The organism is Ideonella flava, from assembly GCF_051857595.1.
Taxonomy (GTDB): Bacteria; Pseudomonadota; Gammaproteobacteria; order Burkholderiales; family Burkholderiaceae_C; genus Ideonella.
The window spans coordinates 43,076-64,928 of the sequence record NZ_JBPZHD010000014.1; the positions used below are offsets into that span (position 1 = coordinate 43,076).

The 21,853-nt window shown below is 68.1% G+C and carries 19 protein-coding genes; 11 read left to right on the forward strand and 8 right to left on the reverse strand.

Translation table 11 applies throughout. The annotated features are described in order from the left end of the window. From ACS5PM_RS26975 to nosR, 7 genes are all read right to left on the reverse strand, one after another. Window positions 1-1,338 (reverse strand): S8 family peptidase, encoded by a 1,338-nt coding sequence (locus ACS5PM_RS26975; protein WP_439390965.1) that lies wholly within the window; start codon window positions 1,336-1,338, stop codon window positions 1-3. Between the two features lie 245 nt (window positions 1,339-1,583). Beyond that, window positions 1,584-2,414, reverse strand: a complete 831-nt coding sequence (locus ACS5PM_RS26980) for an HDOD domain-containing protein (RefSeq protein WP_439390967.1) — start codon at window positions 2,412-2,414, stop codon at window positions 1,584-1,586. Then, window positions 2,408-2,596 carry a hypothetical protein gene (locus ACS5PM_RS26985; protein ID WP_439390968.1) on the reverse strand — a complete coding sequence of 63 codons (189 nt, stop codon included), beginning with the start codon at window positions 2,594-2,596 and terminating at the stop codon, window positions 2,408-2,410. The genes ACS5PM_RS26980 and ACS5PM_RS26985 overlap by 7 nt, the downstream gene beginning before the upstream one ends. After that, the gene (locus ACS5PM_RS26990; protein ID WP_439390969.1) at window positions 2,593-4,275 is read right to left on the reverse strand and encodes an EAL domain-containing protein; all 1,683 of its coding nucleotides are present in this window, start codon (window positions 4,273-4,275) and stop codon (window positions 2,593-2,595) included. The genes ACS5PM_RS26985 and ACS5PM_RS26990 overlap by 4 nt, the downstream gene beginning before the upstream one ends. Window positions 4,276-4,357: 82 nt before the next feature. Then, window positions 4,358-6,514, reverse strand: a complete 2,157-nt coding sequence (locus tag ACS5PM_RS26995) for a PAS domain S-box protein (RefSeq protein ID WP_439390970.1) — start codon at window positions 6,512-6,514, stop codon at window positions 4,358-4,360. A 31-nt stretch (window positions 6,515-6,545) separates the two neighbouring features. Then, complete coding sequence (locus tag ACS5PM_RS27000) at window positions 6,546-7,121, reverse strand: response regulator (RefSeq protein WP_439390971.1); 576 nt, start codon at window positions 7,119-7,121, stop codon at window positions 6,546-6,548. A gap of 23 nt (window positions 7,122-7,144) precedes the next feature. After that, on the reverse strand, window positions 7,145-8,500 hold the full coding sequence (gene nosR / locus ACS5PM_RS27005) for a response regulator c-di-GMP phosphodiesterase, NosR family (protein WP_439390972.1): 1,356 nt from the start codon (window positions 8,498-8,500) through the stop codon (window positions 7,145-7,147). A gap of 232 nt (window positions 8,501-8,732) precedes the next feature. Between nosR and ettA the strand changes: the two genes are divergently transcribed. From ettA to ntrC, 11 genes are all read left to right on the forward strand, one after another. Continuing rightward, window positions 8,733-10,397 carry an energy-dependent translational throttle protein EttA gene (gene ettA / locus ACS5PM_RS27010; protein WP_439390973.1) on the forward strand — a complete coding sequence of 555 codons (1,665 nt, stop codon included), beginning with the start codon at window positions 8,733-8,735 and terminating at the stop codon, window positions 10,395-10,397. 123 nt (window positions 10,398-10,520) lie between these two features. Further along, window positions 10,521-11,333 carry a TIGR00266 family protein gene (locus ACS5PM_RS27015; protein WP_439390974.1) on the forward strand — a complete coding sequence of 271 codons (813 nt, stop codon included), beginning with the start codon at window positions 10,521-10,523 and terminating at the stop codon, window positions 11,331-11,333. Next, window positions 11,317-12,150, forward strand: a complete 834-nt coding sequence (locus ACS5PM_RS27020) for a creatininase family protein (RefSeq protein ID WP_439390975.1) — start codon at window positions 11,317-11,319, stop codon at window positions 12,148-12,150. Before ACS5PM_RS27015 ends, ACS5PM_RS27020 begins: the two co-directional genes overlap by 17 nt. A 75-nt stretch (window positions 12,151-12,225) precedes the next feature. Further along, window positions 12,226-13,524 carry a YncE family protein gene (locus ACS5PM_RS27025; protein ID WP_439390976.1) on the forward strand — a complete coding sequence of 433 codons (1,299 nt, stop codon included), beginning with the start codon at window positions 12,226-12,228 and terminating at the stop codon, window positions 13,522-13,524. Window positions 13,525-13,700: 176 nt separating this feature from the next. Further along, complete coding sequence (locus ACS5PM_RS27030) at window positions 13,701-14,576, forward strand: EI24 domain-containing protein (protein WP_439390977.1); 876 nt, start codon at window positions 13,701-13,703, stop codon at window positions 14,574-14,576. After that, a complete protein-coding gene (locus ACS5PM_RS27035; RefSeq protein ID WP_439390978.1) occupies window positions 14,576-15,361 on the forward strand; it encodes a competence/damage-inducible protein A in 786 nt (261 codons plus the stop codon). Before ACS5PM_RS27030 ends, ACS5PM_RS27035 begins: the two co-directional genes overlap by 1 nt. Before the next feature lie 44 nt (window positions 15,362-15,405). After that, window positions 15,406-15,939 carry a GNAT family N-acetyltransferase gene (locus ACS5PM_RS27040; protein ID WP_439391170.1) on the forward strand — a complete coding sequence of 178 codons (534 nt, stop codon included), beginning with the start codon at window positions 15,406-15,408 and terminating at the stop codon, window positions 15,937-15,939. 192 nt (window positions 15,940-16,131) lie between these two features. Continuing rightward, window positions 16,132-17,547, forward strand: coding sequence for a type I glutamate--ammonia ligase (glnA, locus tag ACS5PM_RS27045; RefSeq protein ID WP_439390980.1), 1,416 nt, complete (start codon window positions 16,132-16,134; stop codon window positions 17,545-17,547). 167 nt (window positions 17,548-17,714) lie between these two features. Further along, window positions 17,715-18,215 (forward strand): hypothetical protein, encoded by a 501-nt coding sequence (locus tag ACS5PM_RS27050; RefSeq protein ID WP_439390982.1) that lies wholly within the window; start codon window positions 17,715-17,717, stop codon window positions 18,213-18,215. Continuing rightward, a complete protein-coding gene (gene glnL / locus ACS5PM_RS27055; RefSeq protein WP_439390983.1) occupies window positions 18,215-19,306 on the forward strand; it encodes a nitrogen regulation protein NR(II) in 1,092 nt (363 codons plus the stop codon). The genes ACS5PM_RS27050 and glnL overlap by 1 nt, the downstream gene beginning before the upstream one ends. Before the next feature lie 88 nt (window positions 19,307-19,394). Next, a complete protein-coding gene (gene ntrC, locus ACS5PM_RS27060) occupies window positions 19,395-20,909 on the forward strand; it encodes a nitrogen regulation protein NR(I) (RefSeq protein WP_439390984.1) in 1,515 nt (504 codons plus the stop codon). Between the two features lie 107 nt (window positions 20,910-21,016). Here ntrC and xth read toward each other — a convergent pair whose 3' ends face one another. Then, on the reverse strand, window positions 21,017-21,784 hold the full coding sequence (gene xth, locus ACS5PM_RS27065) for an exodeoxyribonuclease III (protein ID WP_439390985.1): 768 nt from the start codon (window positions 21,782-21,784) through the stop codon (window positions 21,017-21,019). Window positions 21,785-21,853 lie beyond the last annotated feature (69 nt).

The window sequence follows — 21,853 nt, forward strand, 5'->3', positions numbered from 1 at the left end:
TCAGAACGTGCTGACGTTCAGACGTCCGTTGGACACGGTCTTGCCATTGCACGAGGTCGTGGCGGTGGTCGTGCCGAGGATGGCGGTCTTCAACTGAGCAGCCGTCAGGCCCGGATGATTCTTGGCGTACAGGGCGATGCCGCCCGTCACGTGGGGTGCTGCCATCGACGTGCCGTTGAGTGCCGCGTAGGAATTCGTCGGATAGGTGGAGTAGATCCCCGATCCCGGCGCGCAGAGGTCGACCGACGTCGGTCCCCAGTTCGAGTAGCTGGCCAGCGTGCCGTTGCTGTTCAGCGCGGCCACGGCAACGATGTTGGCGCTGGTGTAGCTGGCCGGATAGTGCGGGGTGATGTCGATGTTGCTGGAGCCGTTGCCCGCGGCGGCGACGAAGAGGATGTTCTTGTTGCCCGAATCATCGATGGCGTCTTTCAAGCCTTGCGAATAGCCGCCACCGCCCCAGGAGTTGTTCGTCGCCACCAGGTTCAGGTTGTGCCGGGTCTTCAGGTCGGTGATGTACTTGACCGCCAGGATGGCATCGGCCGTGCTGCCCGTCCCGTGGTCCAGGAACTTGGCATGGACCATCTTGACCTTCCAGCAGACGCCGGCCACGCCCGCGCCGTTGCCCCCCTTGCCACCGACCGTCCCCGACACGTGGGTGCCGTGGGAATCGAAGGTGCCGTCGTAGACAGACTTGTCGTCGTTGGCGAAGTCCCAGCCGTGGGTGTCGTCGACATAGCCGTTGCCATCGTCGTCGACACCGTTGCCGTCGATCTCGCTGGGATTGGTCCAGTGGTTGGCCTTCAGGTCCGGGTGGGTGTATTGCACCCCCTCGTCGATGATGCCGACCAGCACGCCCTTGCAGCTGAAGTGGCCCTTGTCCCACGCTTCGCCGGCCTGGCTGCCGTACTGGTTCTGCTGAAGCGGTGAGGTGTCGCCATACATGCCCCACAACTGGCCGCTGGTGTAGTAGGTGTCATCGGAGACTTTGGTGTGGCGCACGACCCAGTTCGGCTCGGCGAAGTCGACGGCGGCATGGCCATGCAGCGCGCGGATGGCGGCGGCGAGATCCGTGCCGGCGGGCAAGGTGACGCGATGAAGGTCTCCGTGCAGGTGCTGGGCGAGCTTGCCACCGACGCGATCGAGTGCGGTCTGGCGCAGCATGGCGGCGACACCGGGCTTGAACTGGACCAGCAGCTGATCCGCCAGGCGCTCGTGCTGCGCGTCTTGCAGTTGAGCCAGCACCAGGTCCGGCCGGCCGCCGGCCCAGCTGGCGCCCGACAGGACGACCAGGGCCGAAGCGATCAGCGTGTGCGAGAAACGGGGAGTGAAGCGGGGCATGAGGATTCCTCGATCTGCAAGAAGAAGGCAGAGGTCCGGTGCCGTGAGGGCAGCGGAGGCGAGGGGCCGGGGCGGCGGCAGGCCCGAAAGGAATCGCATGCTGTTGTACCGCCCGGGTGCTGTCGACCCTTCTTCCTAGGGAAGGGGCAACCCAGGCGGGTGGTCACTCATATCTCTTCGCGCTGCGACTTCGCAAGCGTGATTCGCCTGGCGAATGCCCCGAGATCGATCGATGCGGGACGGGTCTACAGGCCGAGCGCCTGGCACAGCTCTTCGAGGCCGGCTTCCGTCTGCCCGAAGACGCGCAGGCAGGCTTCGTCAGAAAGCGCCAGGCGGTTCCAGGCGAGGGGATGGATCGCGGGAACGCGCTCGGCGGGCAGCGCATTGATGTCCAGCGCGTGGACCATCGCGTCGGCCACGTGGACGATATCGACCAGCGGCGTGACCGGTCGCTCGGGGGGGGCATGGTGATGGCGGATGGCCTCGACGATGTCCGCGCCGAAGTGCCAGTGCTGCGCCACGATGGCGCCGAAGCCGGCGTGATCCGTGCCCCACAGGTGTTGTTCCAGGCCGAGAGCCGGCGCATCCTCGGCTGCTTGCCGGGACAGCAGTTCCTGCATCTTTCCGGGCGCCACGCAGGCCATGGCCAGTCGTCCCAGATCGTGCAGCAGGCCGGCGGTGAAGGCGGCATCGCGTTGTTGCTTGCGCTCGGCGGCCAGGTGGAAGGCGCAAAGGCCGGTGGCCACGCCATGGCGCCAATGGGAGAGCGCGTCGAAGGGGCAGCCGCCCGCCGGCTGCAGCGCGCCGCGCAGCGCCGCGGCGGTCAGGAGCATGTCAAGGTTGCGCAGGCCCAGCACGCTGACGGCGTCGCGAACCGTGCGCACGCGGCCGGCCAGGCCGTAGAGCGAGCTGTTGGCCAGCCTCAGCAGGTCCGCCGCGAGGGCGCTGTCGTGAGAGATCGCATCGGCCAGGGGTTCGAAGGCCACGTCTTCGCTGTCCAGCAACTGGCGCGCTTCGAGCACGGCCTGCGGCAGCGCCGGCAGGTTGCGCACCTGGCGGGCCAGTGCACTCAGCACGGTGGCTTCCCGGCCGCGCTGCGCCGATAGTCCTGGACGAGGCGCATCAGGGGGTGGATGCGGCGCTCCCGTGCGGCATCTCGAAACAGCCATTCGATGCGACCCGGCTCGCCAGGGCCGGGAGGCCGAGGCGTTTCGACGCGCAAGCCCGCCTCGGCGGTGCGCTGGGTCTTGTCGTTCATGAACCCGGCTCCTGGAGGGATGCCAGCGGCGTGATCAGCAGAAGCCGCCCACACGACGGACCGTCGCGCAGGACCCGGATCCGGCAGTGGTACGAGACGCCGTCGTTCTCGAAGGTGCGCCCGCAGTCTTCGGGCTCGGCCAGCAGCGGGGCAAGGGCCGGCGGCAGGGCCGACGAGGCGTCCTGGCCGAGCAATGGGGGGCGCGCTGGCCACAGCGCCTCGGCCTCCCGGTTGACGAAGGAGACGCAACCGAACTCGTCGACTCCCAGCAATGCCCCGGGAAGTTTGATCAGCATGTCGACGGCCCCGCCGAGGCCGGTCTCGACCAGCTGGGTCCGCTCGTGTTCGGTCGCCAGGGCTTCCGTCAGGCGTTCGTTCAGACCGGCCAGTTCCTCGTTGGCGTCGTGCAGCTGCCGGGACAGGCGGCGGTTCTCGTCGGCCATGGCCTTCTGGCGGAAGGCCTCGTCGATGTTGGCCCGCAGCAGCTGGTCCTCCCAGGGCTTGGTGAGGAACTTGTAGATGGCGCCTTCATTGATCGCCGCGGTGATGGATTCGAGCTCGGTGTAGCCCGACAGCACGATGCGCACGGTGTCGGGGTACAACTGCTTGGCACGGCGCAGGAACTCGACGCCCGTCATGTGCGGCATGCGCTGGTCCGACACGATCACGTCGACTTCGTTCCCGGCGAGCTGCAGCAGCCCCTCGGCCGCGCTGGTCGCGGTGAGTATGCGGTAGCCGTCGCGCCGCAACAGCCGGCGCAGCGACGCGAGGATGCTCTCCTCGTCATCGACGAGCAGCACCGTGCGCTGCCGGGGACCGCCGCGCTGCAGGCAGGGCGCATCGAAAACCGGCCGCGCATGCCAGAGCTCGGCGATGGCCTCGGCCTCGAGCGCAGGGCTGAAGCAATGGCCCTGCATCGCATCGCAGCCGCCCGACACGAGCAACGCGAGCTGGCCTTCGGTCTCGACGCCTTCGGCCAGCACCTTCATCTGCAGGCTGTGCGCCATGCGGATCACGGCGCGGGTGATCGAGACCTGGTTGGGAGCCGCCGTCACGTCGTCGACGTAGGAGCGGTCGATCTTGATCACATCGATCGGCAGCGCGCGCAGCAAGCTGAGGTTGGAATAGCCGGTGCCGAAGTCGTCGAGCGAAATCTGCACGCCGATCGCCCGCAGCGCATGCAGCTCGCGCGCGGCGCGGGCGGCGTCGAGCACCAGCATCGTCTCCGTCACCTCGATGCCCAGCAGTTGCGGCGGCGTGCCGGCGTCCAGCAGCGCCTCCTGCACCCGCCGTGCCAGGTCGCCCTGGGCCAGCTGGTGGGCCGAGACGTTGACGCTCACCCGCAGGTGACCCACGCCCGCGCGTCGCCAGGCCGCCGCCTGCTCGCAGGCGCGCCGCAGGACCCAGTCACCGATCTCGACGATCAGCTCATGCTGCTCGGCCACGGGGATGAACTCGGCGGGCCACACGGCTCCGAACTCGGGCGAATGCCAGCGCAGCAGCGCCTCCACGCCGTACATGGTGCCGTTGCGCAGGTCGACCTGGGGTTGGTAGTGCAGGCTCAGCTCGCCCCGGCGGACCGCGCCTGCCAGGGCCTGCGCCATGGCCTGCCGGCGGTCGCGATCGGCGACATGAAGCCCGGGGCCCGCACCCACGGTGTGCTCGACTTGCTCTGACACGGCCTTCCCTGACTGTGTTGTGTGATGAGGCGGCGCCGGCGGCTCTGCAGGCCGGTCTCGGGCGTCGGGTCTCGCTTCGAGTCTATGCCTTCGCCGCGGTCTGCCCAAGAGGCAAGGCCAAGTCCTCCGGATGCGGGGGTGGATCGGTGTCCTCGCCCACCAGCGGAATCCAGACGCGGAAGGTGCTGCCTTGCCCGGGCTCCGACCGCACCTTGATCATGCCCTGGTGCTTCTGCACGATCGAAAAGGACAGTGAAAGCCCCAGGCCCGTGCCTTTGCCCACGGGCTTCGTCGTGTAGAACGGCTCGAAGATGCGGCGCTGCACTTCGGCCGACATGCCGCAGCCGCTGTCGGACACCTCCACCCACACCCAGTGGCCGCAGTGGCCGGTGGACAGCGCTATGACGCCATGGCCTTCGATCGCATGCGCGGCGTTGACGATGAGGTTCATGAACACCTGGTTCAGCTGCGCGGCCAGGCAGCGCACCGGCGGCAGACGCCCGTAGTTCTTGCGCACGTCGGCCTTGTACTTCACTTCGTTGTAGACGACGTTGAGCGTCGACTCCAGGCCGGCGTTGAGGTCCGCCTCCTGCCAGTCGGCGTTGTCCACGCGGGAGAAATCCTTCAGGTCCTGCACGATGCGCTTGACGCGGGTCAGGCCGTCGGCGCTCTCGCGCAGCAGCACCGGCACGTCCTCGCGCAGGTACTCCAGGTCGCGTTCCTGCTTCAGGCGAGTCAGCTCCGCACGCACCCCTTCGGCCAGTCCGGGCTCCTCGGCTTCGTAGAAGGCGATCAGGCTGAGCAGGTCCTCGACGTAGTGCTTGAGCGAATTGAGGTTGGAGTTGACGAAGCCGACGGGGTTGTTGATCTCGTGCGCGACGCCGGCCGCCAACTGGCCGATGGAGGCCATCTTCTCGGCTTGCAGCAACTGGTTCTGCGCCTCTTCCAGCATGCGGTTGGTTTCCTTCATGCGCTCGTAGTTGGATTCGAGCGCCTCCTGCGCGCGGCGCACCTCGCTGCGGTCCTGCAGGATCCACCAGGCGCCCGAAGTGGGGTCGTGGGGGTTGGCCACGTAGGCGATCATCTGCACCCACAGCTGCTGGCCGTCTTCTCGCCGCAGCATCATCTCGTGCTGGAAGGCCCGGCCCTTGGCGAGCAGGGGATAGGCCAGGCGCCCCAGCTCGTCGTGGTCCTGGGAGGAGCAGAAGAAGTCGATGGTGCAGCGGCCGACGGCGCTGTCCCCGCCGGTCAGGAACATCGCCGCGAACTGCTTGTTGTGCCGCACCACCTTCTGGGAAGCCGAGTACAGGATGCCCACCGAGGCGTTCTCCATGAACGCCGCCAGGTCGCGATGGGTGGAGTTCAGCTCGGCGGTGCGGTCGCTGATCAGCAGTTCGAGCTGGTTGCGGTGGTGCATCAGCTCTTCCTCGGTCGCGCGGCGCCGGCTCACGTCCTGCAGCGTCTCTATCGCCCCCACCACCTCGCCCCGGGCGTTGCGCAACGGCGCGGCGGTGCAGAACAGCCAGCGCCCGCCGCCGAAGCTGGGGTAGTAATCCTCGGTCTCGAAGGCGCCCTCGACCAGCCGCGACGGCCGGACCTTGCCGGGATACAGGCGCTCGAGCGCCTGCAGGTCGGTGCCGTCGACGATCAGGTCGCACAGCAGCGGCCGCTCGGTCGGGTAGAACAGGGTGCCCTTCTGGGCCACGCCCTGCATGTCCCAGAAGTCGCGGCCGGTCATCTGCTCGCAGGCCCGGTTCCAGTGGGTGATGCGGTGTTCCTGGTCGATCACGAAGGTGGCCACCGGGTCGCTGTCGAGAATCTGGTTGAGGACCTGGCTCGTGTTGAGCAGGCTGGTCTGCACGTGGCGGATGTCGCTCAGGTCCTGGCAGGTGGACAGCACGGTCGGCTTGCCGTCGATCTCGATGCGGCGCGCGGTGAGCTCCACGAAGCGCTGGTCCCCCGATGCGGTGCGCAGCACCATCTCGCTGGCCGCGGGCTGCGGGTCCAGCAGCAGGCAGGCCTGGCCGTACATCGTCATCTGGTCGGACAGGTCGTCGCTCGCCAGTTCCCCCGGCAGCATCGTCAGCAGCGTCGCATCGTCATGGCCCACCAGGCGCGCCAGCGCCTCGTTGGCGCCGACGATGCGGCCGCCCTGGTGCAGGAAGGCCGGCAACGGCATCGCGCTCAGCATCGCCTGGCACATCGCCATCGCGGCGCTGGGCCCTCCAGGAGCATCCATAGGAAGGTCGCGTTTCACGGCGGTCGAGCCTTCAGGCCAGCGTGCCGGGCCAAAGGCCGGCGTCGTCCATCACGATCGAGCCATCCGGGCCCCACTCGACGCGGGTGATGCCGGGCTCCAGCCGCTCCAGGCGCTGCAGCTCGAGATCGGCGGCACTGAGCTGGCCGCGCTCGCACCGGGCCTCGTCGGCGAGCGATTCGTTCTCCAGCCGCAGGGCGCGGATCTCCAGGATCTGACCCAGCGCACTGACGAGCTCGAAGTCGTTCCAGGGCTTGGCGACGAAGCGGTCGATGCGGGCCTCGTTGATGGCGCCGATCAGGCCGTTCAGGTCGGTGTAGCCGGACAGGATCACCCGCGCGCCATCCGGCTGGATCTCGCGCAGGCGCTTGAGCACCTCCACGCCGTTCATCTCGGGCATGCGGTAGTCGCAGACGACCAGGTCGAAGACGTGCTCCGAGGCATGGGCCAGGGCGTCGCGCGCCGAGACGAAGGCCTCGACCTTGACGAAGGATTCCTGGCCGGAGACGACCAGAGGCGTGTGACGCAACAGCCGGGTGAGCGCGGCCAGCACGCCGGGCTCGTCGTCGATCAAGAGGATTCGATGCATGTCAGGGGCTCCCTTTTCGGTCCTCAGCGCGCGGGCTGAGGGTCTTTCTTCACGTACAGCGACAGCTTCACGCCCTCGCGCTGGGCGTACTCGCGCACCTGGCGCACCACGCGGGCGTCGAAGGCGTAACCGGCAGCCAGCAGCAGGGTGCCCTGGGCGCTGACCAGGTCGCGCGACAGGACCATGCCGGGCACGAGGTCCAGGGCCGGGATCTCTCGGTCCTGGGCGTGGTCGGGCAGCGGCGTCTTGAGCACCTCGAGGAAGGCGGCCACGACGCGCTCGTCGTAGCGGCTGCCGGCCCCGCGCCGGATGCTGGCGGCGGCGTCTTCAGGGCTGAAGCGGCGTTCGGCCAGGAAGCCGGCCACCAGGCTGTCGTAGTCGACGATCGGGGCCAGCACACGGGCGCCGAAGGGAATCTCTTCGCCCTCCAGGCCGTCCGGGAAGCCATTGCCATCGAGCCGCTCGTGCTGGGAGCGGATCAGCTTGGCAACCGGCAGCAGTTGCGCCAGCGGCATCAGCGCCGCTTCCGCGTTCAGCGTGTGCTTGCGATAGCGGGCCGACTCCTCGCTGCTCATGATCGAGATCGGCTTGCCCAGCATGCCGTCGGGCAGGCCCAGCTTGCCGATGCCGTGCAGCAGCCCGGCGACGTAGACGTCATGCCGCTGGCGCTCGTCCAGCCCGAGCTGCTCGCACACCCGCTGGGCCCAGTCGGAGACACGGCGCGACTGGCCGGAAAGGCTGGGATGCCGCAGGTCCATCAGGCCGGCAAAGATCCGCATCGACAGCATGAAGTTGGATTTCAGCTCGCTGTAGGCGAGCTCCAGCATGTCGTTGATCTGGGCGATCTCGGCGGTGCGCTGGCGCACCCGCTCCTCGAGCTTCGCGTTCAGGTCGCGCAGCTCCTCGTTCTGGCGGGCCGTCAGCTCGACGAGCTCGCGGTTGCGCAGCTCCAGGCCGCGCCGGGCCAGCGCCTCGCGCACGACCAGGATGATGTCGTTGTCGTCCCAGGGCTTGGCGATGTAGCGGTGGATCTGGCCGCCGTTGATGGCCGCGATGGTGGACGAGATGTCGGCGTAGCCGGTCAGGAGGATGCGCACCGCGTCGGGTTGCAGCTCACGCATCCTCTGCAGGAATTGCGCGCCGTCGATGCCGGGCATGCGCATGTCCGAGATGACCAGGTCGACGGATTCCTGGCGGGCCAGTTCCAGCCCGGCTTCGCCTCCCTCGGCGGTGAGGGTGCGCCAGCCCTGAGGCCGGAACAGGCGGCGCAGGGCGCTCAGGATCGAAGGCTCGTCGTCGACCAGCAGCACCGTCGCCGACGGCGCGCGCGCCGGCGCCGGGGCGGCCGCAGGTGCCGCGAGGACCTCGGTATCTGACATGTGTTGTTCTCCCTGTCGGGCAGCGCCGGGCACTGCCGCTCGTGCCCTGTTTCGGCACAAGCGAAGTCCTTATGAAGCCCGATGGCCGGGCAGGGCGAGAACTTCGTGACGAAAAGCAGGGCCGCGGCCTCGCGCGATAATCAAGGTTTCCCCCGGCGGCATCGCCCGCCCGGGCGGCACTGGAGCGGCCTGCGAACCGGCCCGCTCCGTCTCCCCTTGAGAAGCATCCAGCATGGCCCAGTACGTCTTCACCATGAACCGCGTCGGCAAGATCGTGCCGCCGAAGCGGCAGATCCTGAAGGACATCTCCCTGTCCTTCTTCCCCGGCGCCAAGATCGGTGTGCTGGGCCTGAACGGCTCGGGCAAGTCGACCTTGCTGAAGATCATGGCCGGCATCGACAAGGAGATCGAAGGCGAAGCCACGCCGATGCCGGGCATCAAGATCGGTTATCTGCCGCAGGAGCCGCAGATGAATCCGGACCAGACCGTGCGAGAGGCGGTCGAGGAGGGCATAGGCGGCGTGCTGGCGGCCAAGAAGCGGCTGGACGAGGTCTATGCCGAATACGCCGAGCCTGACGCCGATTTCGACAAGCTGGCCGCCGAGCAGGCCGAGCTCGAGGCCGTCATCGCCGCCGCCGGCAGCGAGAACACCGAGCACCAGCTCGACATCGCCGCCGATGCGCTGCGCCTGCCGCCGTGGGATGCGGTGATCGGCCAGCTCTCCGGTGGCGAGAAGCGCCGTGTCGCGCTGTGCCGCCTGCTGCTGTCCAAGCCCGACATGCTGCTGCTGGACGAGCCCACCAACCACCTGGACGCCGAGTCCGTCGAGTGGCTGGAGCAGTTCCTCAAGCGCTTTCCCGGCACCGTGGTGGCCATCACCCACGATCGCTACTTCCTCGACAACGCGGCCGAGTGGATCCTCGAGCTCGACCGCGGCCTGGGCTACCCCTGCAAGGGCAACTACACCGACTGGCTGGACGCGAAGGAAAAGCGCCTGGAGCTGGAGCAGAAGACCGAGGACGCCCGCACCAAGGCCATGAAGCAGGAGCTGGAGTGGGTGCGCAAGAACGCCAAGGGGCGCCAGGCCAAGAGCAAGGCCCGCCTGGCCCGCTTCGAGGAGCTGTCCGACGTCGACTACCAGAAGCGCAACGAGACCAACGAGATCTTCATCCCGGTGGCCGAGCGCCTGGGCAACGAGGTGCTCGAGTTCGTCAACGTCACCAAGAGCTTCGGCGACCGGGTGCTGATCGACAACCTGAGCTTCAAGGTGCCGGCCGGCGCCATCGTGGGCATCATCGGCCCCAACGGCGCGGGCAAGTCGACGCTGTTCCGCATGATCCAGGGCACCGAGAAGCCGGATTCGGGCGAGGTCAAGGTCGGCAAGACCGCCAAGCTGGCCTTCGTCGACCAGAGCCGCGCCAGCCTGGCCAATGACAAGACGGTCTGGCAGGACGTCTCGGGCGGCCTGGACAACATCATCGTCGGCAAGTTCGTGATGCCCAGCCGCGCCTACATCGGCCGCTTCAACTTCAAGGGCAACGACCAGCAGAAGCTCGTGGGCTCGCTGTCCGGCGGCGAGCGCGGCCGCCTGCACCTGGCCAAGACCCTGGCCCAGGGCGGCAACGTGCTGATGCTCGACGAACCGTCGAACGACCTCGACGTCGAAACCCTGCGCGCGCTGGAAGAAGCCCTGCTCGAGTTCGCCGGCAGTGCCATGGTCATCAGCCATGACCGCTGGTTCCTCGACCGCATCTGCACCCATATCCTGGCCGTCGAAGACGAGTCCCAGTGGTACTTCTTCGAAGGCAATTACCAGGAGTACGAGCAGGACAAGAAGCGGCGCCTGGGTGAAGAGGGCGCCCGCCCGCACCGCATGCGCTTCAAAGCCTTGAAGTGAGGTTTCCGGCGGAGCGCGCCTAGCGCCGCTCCAATTCATGGGCGTGCGCGGATCCGGCTTTGCCGGTCCGCTGCGCGAGCCCCCTCGGGGGGCAGCCCCCGGAAGGGGGCGTGGGGGTACCAAATGTCTATGGATGTGGTCGACTATGAGATCAAGGGCTCGGAGATGCAGTTCGTGGAGGTCGAGCTCGACCCCGGCGAAGCGGCGGTGGGCGAGGCCGGCAGCCTGTTCTTCATGGACAGCGCCATCGGCATGGACACCATCTTCGGCGACGGTTCTTCCCAGGGCGGCGGCTTCTTCGGCAAGCTGCTGGGCGCGGGCAAGCGGCTGATCACCGGCGAGTCGCTCTTCACGACGGTCTACACCAACCAGGGCTCGGGCAAGCAGCGCGTGGCCTTCGCCGCGCCGTATCCGGGCAAGATCATCCCGATGGAGCTGCGCCAGCTCGGCGGCACGCTGATCTGCCAGAAGGATGCCTTCCTGTGCGCCGCGCGCGGCGTGTCGATCGGCCTGCACTTCCAGCAAAAGCTGTCGGTGGGCTTCTTCGGCGGCGAGGGCTTCATCATGCAGAAGCTCGAGGGCGACGGCCTGGCCTTCGTCCACGCCGGCGGCACCGTGGTGCGCCGTGAGCTGGCCCCTGGCCAGACGCTGATGGTGGACACCGGCTGCGTCGTGGCCTACACGCCCAACGTGAACTTCGAGATCCAGTACGTCGGCAAGATCAAGACGGCGCTGTTCGGCGGCGAGGGCCTGTTCTTCGCCAAGATGACCGGCCCGGGCACGATCTGGCTGCAGAGCCTGCCGTTCTCGCGCCTGGCCAGCCGCGTGTTCGCGGCCGCGCCGCAGACGGGCGGCTCTCGCGAAGAGGGTTCGGTGCTCGGCGGCTTCGCTGCCGGCGGCTTGCTGGGTACGGTGCTGGGTGGCGACGACGACTGAGATCCGTCTTCGCCGGTGGTCATGCGGGCTGCTGCTGGCCGCGGCGGCCGCGGCTCCCGCCGCATCGGCGGCGACCGTCGCGCTGGACGAGCTGACTTCGCCGGAACTGCGTGCACGCATCGCCGGTGGCGCCACGACCGTGCTGCTGCCCATCGGCGCCACCGAGCAGAGCGGCCCGCACCTGGCATTGGGCAAGCACAACCAGCGCGCGCAGGTGCTGGCCACGCAGATCGCCGAGCGACTCGGCCAGGCGGTGGTTGCGCCGGTTCTGGCCTATGTGCCCGAAGGCAGCATCGAGCCGCCGGCGGCGCACATGCGCTACAGCGGGACGATCTCCATTCCGGAGTCGGTGTTCGAGGCGCTTCTCGTCTCGGCCGCGCAGAGCCTGTGCCACCACGGATTCCGCGATGTGGTGCTGCTGGGCGACCACGGCGGTTACCAGGCGAGCCTGGAGCGCGTGGCGGCGAAGCTCGAGCGTGAGCGCAAGCGCTCGCCCTGGCCCGCCTGCCGCACGTACGCGCTGACCGAGTACTACCGCGTCACGCAGACCGCGTTTGTGCAGTTTCTCGAGTCCAAGGGTTACGCCAAGGACGAGATCGGCACCCACGCCGGCCTGGCCGACACCGCCTTGACGCTGGCCACCGCGCCCGCGCTGGTTCGGCAGGATCTGCTCGGCCGTGCCCTCACGCCGGCCGAACGCGCGGGCGTGCAAGGCGATCCCAGGCGGGCCACGCTTGCGATGGGGCAAGCCGGCCTCGCGCTCATCGTGGACACTACGGTCCAGGCGATTCGCCACCGGGTCGAACAGGCGCGATAGCCGCCGCGTCAGCCAATTGCCCCAGGCACGCTTCTTCTGCCCATTCCTGACTCCTTTTCCTTGTTGGACGGTTCGATGACGATCAAGCGCAGGTTCACGCGCGCGCTGCTGCCCGCCGCGGCGGCGTTGTTGGGGTTAGGTGGCCTGCTGGCCCACCATGCGGGCGGCGCGGCGGCCCAGACGGCGGCCTCGGCGCCCGCCACCGCGGTGCAGACCGTGCCCGGCATGCCGCCGGTGCCGGATGTACGCAATCTCTACAGCGAGACGGCGGCCGGCAAGATGAAGCCCGAGGTCGCGGGGGACCCCGAGCGCATCTACGTGCCCAACCTGCGCTCGGACGATGTCTACGTGATCGACCCGCGCGAGATGAAGGTGGTCGAGAAGTTCAAGGTTGGCGTCAGCCCGCAGCACATCGTGCCGTCGTGGGATTTGCGCACGCTCTGGGTGACCAACAACGCCGAGGGCCGCACCGACGGCAGCCTGACCCCGATCGACGCGCGCACCGGCAAGCCCGGCAAGGCGGTGCCCGTCGATGATCCGTACAACATGTACGCCACGCCCGACGGCAAGTCGGCGATCGTGGTGGCCGAGGCGCGCAAGCGGCTCGACTTCCGTGATCCGCAGACCATGGCGATGCAATACTCGATCGATGTGCCCGGCTGTCCCGGCGTCAACCACGCCGACTTCTCCATCGATGGTCGCTACGCCATCTTCACCTGCGAGTTCAGCGGCACCCTGGTGAAGATCGACCTCGCCAAACGCGAGGTGATGGGCTACCTGAAGCTGCAGATGCCGACCACCCGCTTCAAGGAGACGCCCACCGCGCCGCGAACGGCGCCGGGCAAGGTCTGGGAGCCCGGCCCCACAGAGCTGTGTACCGCGAGCAAGGGCATGCCGCAGGACATCCGGATCTCGCCCGACGGCAAGCGCTTCTACATCGCCGACATGCACGCCGACGGTGTCCACATCATCGACGGCGACGCCTTCAAGCAGACCGGCTTCATCCCGACCAGCCTCGGCGCACACGGCCTGTACCCGAGCCGTGACGGCAAGCGCCTGTACGTCGCGAACCGCGGTTCGCACAAGATCCACGGCCCCAAGCGCGGCGATGGCGGCGTGACGGTGATCGACTTCGCCACCGACCAGGTGGTCGCCCGCTGGGCGGTGCCCGGCGGCGGCAGCCCCGACATGGGCAACGTCAGCGCCGACGGCCGCTGGCTGTGGCTGGCCGGGCGCTACGACGACGTCGTCTACCGCTTCGACACCACCAACGGGGAAGTCGCCCAGGTCAAGGTGGGTGCCGAGCCGCACGGCCTGACCGTCTGGCCGCTGCCGGGCCGCTACTCCCTCGGCCACACCGGCAACTTGCGCTAGGCGCAAGTTGCCCTTCGGGGAATGTTGGGCTCCCCGAGCCCCCTCCGAGAAGGGGCTCCAGTCAGTTCGACAGCACCTCCCAGCCCTCCTCCGGGAGGAGGACTCCAGCCAGTTGTCCAAGGGCAGGAGTTAGGCGCATGGGTCATGGTGCTGGAGCCGGGCGGTATGCTCGGCGGATGAAACTGCTGCTGGATTCGTTCTGGCGCGCATTGGCCTACCTGCTGATGCCGCGCGTGATCGGCCTGTCGCTGCTGCCGCTGCTGATTGCCGGCAGCCTGACGCTGGGATGGGCCTGGTTCTTCTGGGACGACTCCTATGCCGCCGTGCGGCAGGCCCTGGAGAACTGGGGCCTGGTCGATGCGGGGCTGAAGTGGGTGGAAGGCATGATGGGCGCGAACTTCCGCGCGATGATCGTCGTGCTGATCCTCATTGCGCTGGTCGCCCCGTTGGTCATCGTGGCCTCGCTGCTGTTGGTGGCGGTGCTGATGACGCCGGCGATCGTGAGCCTCGTGGCGGAAAGGCGCTTCCCCTCGCTGGAGCGCAAGCGCGGCGCGGCCTTCTGGCAGAGCACGCTGTGGTCCATCGGCGCCACGTTGCTGGCCCTGCTGGCAATCTTCGCCACCCTGCCGCTGTGGCTCATCCCGGGCGCCGTGCTCATCGTGCCGCCGCTGATCTGGGGCTGGCTCACTGCACGCGTGATGAGCTTCGACGTGCTGGCCGACCACGCCAGCCGCGAGGAGCGCCGGGCACTGCTGGCCGAGCATCGCTTCCAGCTGCTGCTGCTGGGCGTCGTCACAGGTTTCCTCGGGGCCGCGCCGACGCTGATCTGGGCCGTCAGCGCCCTGGCCCTGGTGCTGGCGCCGCTGATGGTGGCGGCCACGGTGTGGCTCTACACGCTGGTGTTCGCCTTCTCGGCGCTGTGGTTCGCGCATTACCTGCTGGCCGCGCTGGCCGACCTGCGTGCCACGGCCAGCGCCGCGGTGGTGACGCCGACACCGGACCCGCCCGCGCCGGCCCCGGAGCCGATGCCCGACCTGCGGGGGCCGCTCTGATGAGCTTCGGATTGATCATCATCGGCGACGAGATCCTCTCCGGCCGCCGGCAGGACAAGCACCTGCCCAAGGTGATCGAGCTGCTCGCGGCACGCGGCCACTCGCTCGCCTGGGCCCGGTACATCGGCGACGACCGGCCGCTCATCACCGCGGCGCTGCGCGAAGCCTTCGCCGGTGCGGACGTCGTCTTCTCCTGTGGCGGCATAGGCGCCACGCCGGACGACCACACGCGCCAGTGTGCTGCCGCGGCCAGCGGACGCCCGCTGGCACTGCATCCGCAAGCCCGGCTGCTGATCGAGGAGCGCATGCGCGACGTGGCGGCCGAGCAGGGCGCGAGCTACGAGCCGGATCGGCCGGACAACGTGCACCGGCTGAACATGGGCGTGTTCCCCGAGGGCGCCGAGCTCATCCCCAATCCCTACAACAAGATCCCCGGCTTCAGCCTCGGCGACGTTCACTTCGTGCCCGGCTTTCCGGTCATGGCCCACCCGATGATCGAGTGGCTGCTGGACACGCGTTATGCCGGGCTGCAGCCGCAGCCCCATGCTGAGCGCGCGCTGTTCGTCAAGGGCAGCATGGAAGCGACGCTGACGCCGCTGATGGAGGCCCTCGAGGCGGGCTACCCTCATGTGCGGGTCTTCAGCCTGCCGAGCGTCGACCATCCCCAGCGCGGCCGTCACATCGAGCTCGGCGTGAAGGGCGAGCCGGGGGAAGTCGAGCAGGCCTTTGCGGCGTTGCAGGCCGGGCTGAATGCGCTGCCTGGCGTTCAGTTCAGCACCGAATAAGTGCGCGGTCATTGATCTGTTTTGGTGCGATACAAAGCCCCATGATGGTGCATACCGAGGTCCTCCGGACCGATCGACTTCGGCTTCGCTGGTTCGAACCGGCGGCCGAGTCCGACCAGCGGTTCGTGATCGAGCTGGTCAATGATCCCGACTGGATCGCCCATATCGGGCAAAGAAACGTGAGCACTTGCGAACAGGCAGAGGCTTATCTGCGCGAAGGTCCGAGAGGGATGTGCGAGCGGTTGGGCTTCGGGCTGTACCTGGTCGAGCGCCTGTCGGACGGCGCCCCGGTGGGCATGTGCGGCCTCATCAAGCGCGACACGCTGCCCGATGTCGACATCGGCTACGCCTTCGTCCCGGCGGCACGGGGCCAGGGGTTCGCTCGGGAGGCTGCCCGTGCGGTCCTGGCGTGGGGGCATCAGCAGCTGGGACTGGCCCGTATCGTGGCCATCGTCACTCCCGCCAACACGCCCTCGATCGTCCTGCTGGAGCAGCTCGGTTTTGCCGACGAGGGCCACGTGCGGCTGCCGCCGGGGGACGAGGAGCTGCGCCTGCTGGCCTGGTCCGCCTCCGCTTGACGCAGCTCAGCCTGCGGCGCGAATGCCCCCCGTGAGGGCGTCGCCGCACACCAAATCTGGGCATGGATTCTGCTAGATTACGCGCGCCGTGGTCGCCACGGGGCGCTCACCGGCCAGGCTGGCGCGCGTCCCGTTGGCGGCATCGACCTTGCGATCCCGTTCCACACAATCATCCCGCCAGGAGCCTTTTTGATGGCCAAGACCGTCGCCGATGTGATGCAGATGGTGAAGGACAACGAAGTCAAGTTCGTCGACTTCCGCTTCACAGACACCCGTGGCAAAGAACAGCACGTCACCGTCCCGGTGTCTCATTTCGATGAAGACAAGTTCAGCGGCGGTCACGCATTCGATGGTTCATCGATTGCCGGCTGGAAGGGCATCGAAGCGTCCGACATGCTGCTCATGCCGGACCCTAACACCGCCAACGTCGACCCGTTCTTCGAAGAGCCCACGCTCATCCTGACCTGCGACGTCATCGAGCCGGGCGACGGCAAGCCCTACGAGCGCGACCCGCGTTCGCTGGCCAAGCGCGCCGAGGCCTACATGAAGAGCTCCGGCCTGGGCGATGCCGCCTTCTTCGGCCCTGAGCCCGAATTCTTCGTCTTCGACAGCGTGCGCTGGGACGTGTCCATGGGCGGCGCGTTCTACAAGATCGATTCCGAGGAAGCGGCCTGGAACAGCGGCAAGGAATACGAGCACGGCAACACCGGCTACCGTCCCACCGTCAAGGGCGGCTACTTCCCGGTCCCCCCGATCGACTCCATGCAGGACATGCGCTCCGAGATGTGCCTGCTGCTCGAGCAGATGGGCATCCCGGTCGAGGTGCACCACCACGAGGTGGCCAACGCCGGCCAGATGGAGATCGGCACCAAGTTCTCGACCCTGGTCGAGCGCGCCGACTGGCTGCAGCTGCAGAAGTACATCATCGTGAACGTCGCCCATGCCTACGGCAAGACGGCGACCTTCATGCCCAAGCCCATCGTCGGCGACAACGGCTCGGGCATGCACGTGCACCAGTCGGTCTGGAAGGACGGCAAGAACCTGTTCGCCGGTGACGGCTACGCCGGCCTGAGCGAGTTCGCGCTGTACTACATCGGCGGCATCATCAAGCACGCCCGCGCCCTGAACGCCATCACCAACCCCGGTACCAACAGCTACAAGCGCCTGGTGCCCGGCTTCGAAGCCCCGGTCAAGCTGGCCTACAGCTCGCGCAACCGCTCGGCCTCGATCCGCATCCCCTACGTCGCCAACCCGAAGGGCCGCCGCATCGAGGCTCGCTTCCCGGATCCTTCCGCCAACCCGTACCTGGCCTTCTCGGCGATGCTGATGGCCGGCCTGGACGGCGTGGAAAACAAGATCCACCCGGGCGAGGCTGCCACCAAGGACCTGTACCACCTGCCGCCGGAAGAAGACGCGAAGATCCCGACCGTCTGCCACAGCCTGGACCAGGCGCTGGACTACCTGGACAAGGACCGCGCCTTCCTGACCAAGGGCGGCGTGTTCACCGACGCGTACCTGGACGCCTACATCGAGCTGAAGATGCAGGAAGTCACACGCTTCCGCATGACGACCCACCCGGTCGAGTTCGACATGTACTACTCGCTCTGATCCCGGCTCGCGCCGGCGGCTGGACGGGCGCCCAGGGGCCCGGACGGCGCGGCAGAGCAGGATCCAGACAAGAGGGGCGGCTTCGGCCGCCCTTTTTTCTCGCCCCTGCCGTCGGCGCGTCGGACGGCCCGGGCGTTGTGGCGGGGTTTGGCCTCACAATCCCGCCGATGACGTTTGCGGCTTTCCTTCCCCGTGTCCTGGCTGTCTGTGCCCTGTGCCTGTCGGCGGCGGGCGCGTGGGCCCAGGGCTCGGTGTACTACGTCTGCCCCGGCAACGTCTTCACCAACACCATCACCCAGAAAGAAGCCGACGCCCGTGGCTGCAAGGCCAGGGAGGCGCAGCAGCCCACCACCATCTCCGGGCCCAAGCCCCGGCCGGTGGCCAGCCAGGGCTCCGCGCCCAAGGGCGCCGACCGGGTCGATGCGGCCGATCAGAAGGCCCGCGACAGCGACGCCCGCCGCATCCTCGAAGAGGAGCTGCGCCGGGCCGAGGAGCGGCTCGATGCGCTCAAGCGCGAGTTCAACAACGGCGAGCCCGAACGCCGCGGTGATGAGAACCGCAACGCCCAGCGCTACCTCGACCGCGTGGCCGAGATGAGGGCCGCGATCACGCGCCAGGAGGCCGACATCGCGGCCATCAAGCGCGAGCTCGCCAAGCTCCCCGCGTGATGAGCAAGGGCGCGTCGCGGCCCGACAGCACAGGCCTCGACGCGCTCGACCTGCTGGCCACCATGGTCGCGGTGGTGCGGCCCGACGGCGAATGCCTGTTCGTCAATGCCCAGCTCGAATCGGTCATCGGCGTGTCGCGCCGAACGCTGACCAGGCGCCACATGCACGAGTGGCTGCGCGAGCCGGCCTCGCTGCTCGAGGCCATTGCCGCGGTGGCGCGCAACGAGTTCTCCACGCGCCGCTTCGAAGGCGCGCTGCGCCGCGCGGCCGTCGGCCATGACCAGCTGCCGCTGCCGGTCCACATCATCGTCAGCCAGACCGAGCGCATGGGAGGCGCCCTCCTGGTCGAGATGATCGAGATCGAGCAGCAGACGAGGCAGGAGCGGGAGGAGCGGGTGCTCGGCCAGGCCGAGGTCACCAAGGAGCTGATCCGCAACCTGGCCCACGAGATCAAGAACCCGCTCGGCGGCATCCGCGGCGCGGCGCAGTTGCTGGCGATGGAGGTGCCATCGCCCGACCTGACCGAGTACACGCAGGTCATCATCCACGAGGCCGACCGCCTGCAGACCCTGGTCGATCGCCTGCTCGCCCCGCACCGCAAGCCGCACGTGGTGGGCGACGTCAACATCCACGAGCTGTGCGAGCGGGTGCGTTCGCTGATGCTGGTGGAGTACCCGCGCGGCCTGCGGGTCCAGCGCGACTACGACGCCTCCATCCCCGAGTTCCGCGGCGACCGCGAGCAGCTCATCCAGGCCGTGCTCAACATCGTGCAGAACGCGGCTCAGGCGCTGTCCGAGCGGATAGAGCAGGGCGACGCGGTCATCACCTTGCGCACGCGAATCGCCCGGCAGGTGACCATCGGCAAGCAGCGCTTCCGACTGGCATTGGAATTGCATATCCAGGACAACGGACCGGGCGTCCCCGAGCATTTGCGCGAACGCATCTTCTACCCGCTGGTGTCAGGGCGGGATGGTGGCTCAGGGCTCGGGCTCACACTGGCGCAGACCTTCGTGCAACAGCATCAGGGCACGATCGAATGCGACAGCGAGCCGGGACGCACGGTCTTCAAGATCGTCATTCCGTTGCCCTGAAGCCCATGTGCCCCAGGGGCGCCGCGAGCGGCACCCGCCCCTTTGAAGGAGCGAGTCGGCTCACGGCGGCCCTTCACTGACTCAAGTAATGAAACCCATCTGGATCGTTGACGACGACCAATCGATTCGCTTCGTGCTCGAGAAGGCGCTGGCGCGCGAGCAGTTGCCGGTGCGCAGCTTCGCCAACCCGCGCGACGTTCTCGCCGCACTCGTCGACGACGAGCCGCAGGTGCTGGTCAGCGACATCCGCATGCCCGGTGGATCGGGCCTGGAGCTGCTGGCCCAGGTGAAGGAGAGGCTGCCCGGCCTGCCCGTCATCATCATGACCGCCTACTCGGACCTGGACAGCGCCGTGTCGGCCTTCCAGGGCGGCGCCTTCGAATACCTGCCCAAGCCCTTCGACCTGACCAAGGCGGTGGAGCTGATCCGCCGCGCGGTGGACGAGAGCCTGCGCGAGGAGGTCAAGGACGACAGGCACCTGCCGGCGCCCGAGATCCTCGGCCAGGCCCCGGCCATGCAGGATGTCTTCCGCGCCATCGGCCGGCTGTCGCAGAGCAACGTGACGGTGCTGATCACCGGCGAGTCCGGTACGGGCAAGGAACTGGTGGCCCACGCGCTGCATCGGCACAGCCCGCGCGGCGACACCGGCACCAACGGCCCCTTCATCGCGATCAACACCGCGGCCATCCCGAAGGACCTGCTGGAAAGCGAGCTCTTCGGCCACGAGCGAGGCGCCTTCACTGGCGCACAGACCATGCGCCGCGGTCGCTTCGAGCAGGCCGACGGCGGCACGCTGTTCCTCGACGAGATCGGCGACATGCCCTTCGACCTGCAGACGAGGCTGCTGCGCGTGCTGTCGGACGGCCAGTTCTACCGCGTCGGCGGCCACCAGCCGCTGAAGGCCAACGTGCGCGTCATCGCGGCGACCCACCAGAACCTGGAAGAGCGCGTGCGCCAGGGCGTGTTCCGCGAGGACTTGTTCCACCGCCTGAACGTCATCCGCCTGCGCCTGCCGCCCTTGCGCGAGCGCGCCGACGACATCCCCGCCCTGGCCCGGTTCTTCCTGCAGAAGAGCGCCAAGGAGCTGGGCGTCGAGCCCAAGCGCATCAGCGACGAGGCGCTGACGCAACTCAAGTCCTGCGAATTCCCGGGCAACGTGCGCCAGCTCGAGAACGTCTGCCACTGGTTGACGGTGATGGCGCCGGCGCAGCTGATCGAGCCGAAGGACCTGCCGGCCGAACTGACCGGTCGCCCCGCCTCGGCCACGGGTGCGGCGGCGGAGCGTGCAGCGCCGGCACCGTTTCCACTGGCGGAGTCTTCACGGCCCGTCTCGGAAGCGCCCGAGCTGCCCTCCGTGGCGGCGGCCGACCACCCGGTCGCTTCGGATTCGCGCTGGCTGGGGGATCTCGAGGTCGAGGCGCGGCGTCGACTGGAGGCTGGCCAGCCCGACGTGTGGGACAGCCTCACGCGCGAGTTCGAGGCCCGCATGATCCGGACCGCGCTGGCCATCACGCGGGGCCGCCGCATCGAGGCGGCGCAGAAGCTCGGCATAGGTCGCAACACCATCACGCGCAAGATCCAGGAGCTGGGTCTGGACGACTGAGAGGGTTCGTCGGCAGGCTTGGGCTGCTGACGGACCCGCGCATGCATGGCCCCGGCGCTCGCCGGCCATGTGATCGCGATGTGGCCGCCGCGGCCGCGCGAAGCGCTTCAGGACAGTTCGACCACCACCGGCGCGTGATCGCTGGGCCGCTCGGCCTTGCGGGGCAGCTTGTCGATGCTGCAGGCGGTGACGCGGCCCTTGAGCGCCTCGCTGACGAGGATGTGGTCTATGCGCAGGCCCTGGTTCTTGCGGAAGGCGAGGTTGCGGTAGTCCCACCAGCTCCAGCACTTGGGCGGCTGGTCGAACAGGCGGAAGGCGTCGTGCAGACCCAGGCCGAGCAGGCCGCGGAAGTGCTCGCGTTCCTCGTCGGTGCAGTGGATCTGCCCGGCCCACAGCACCGGGTCGTGCACGTCGCGGTCTTCGGGGGCGATGTTGAAATCGCCCATCAGCACCAGCTGCGGATGCTCGGCGAGCTCGGCACGCAGCCAGTCGCGCAGGGCGCTCAGCCAGCCCATCTTGTAGCTGAACTTCTCGCTGCCGGGGGCCTGGCCGTTGGGGAAGTAGCCGCCGACGATGCGCAACTCGCCCAGGGTGCCGGCGATGACCCGCGCCTGGTCGTCGCCGTGGTTGGGGATGTTCTTCACCACCTTGTCGGCCAGGGTGCCGCGGGACAGCAGCGCCACGCCGTTGTAGGTCTTCTGCCCGTGGAAGACCACGTGGTAGCCGGCCGCCTGGATCTCGGCGGCGGGAAACTTGTCGTCGGTCAGCTTGGTTTCCTGCAGGACGATGGCATCGACCGGGTTCTCGGCCAGCCATTGCAGGAGTTGCGGCAGCCGTACGGCCAGCGAGTTGACGTTCCAGGTGGCGAGCTTCAAGGGTCTTCCAGGTGATTGATACGAAAGCGCGGCCCCGGTGGGCCGCCCTGTGATCCTACGCCGCGCAGG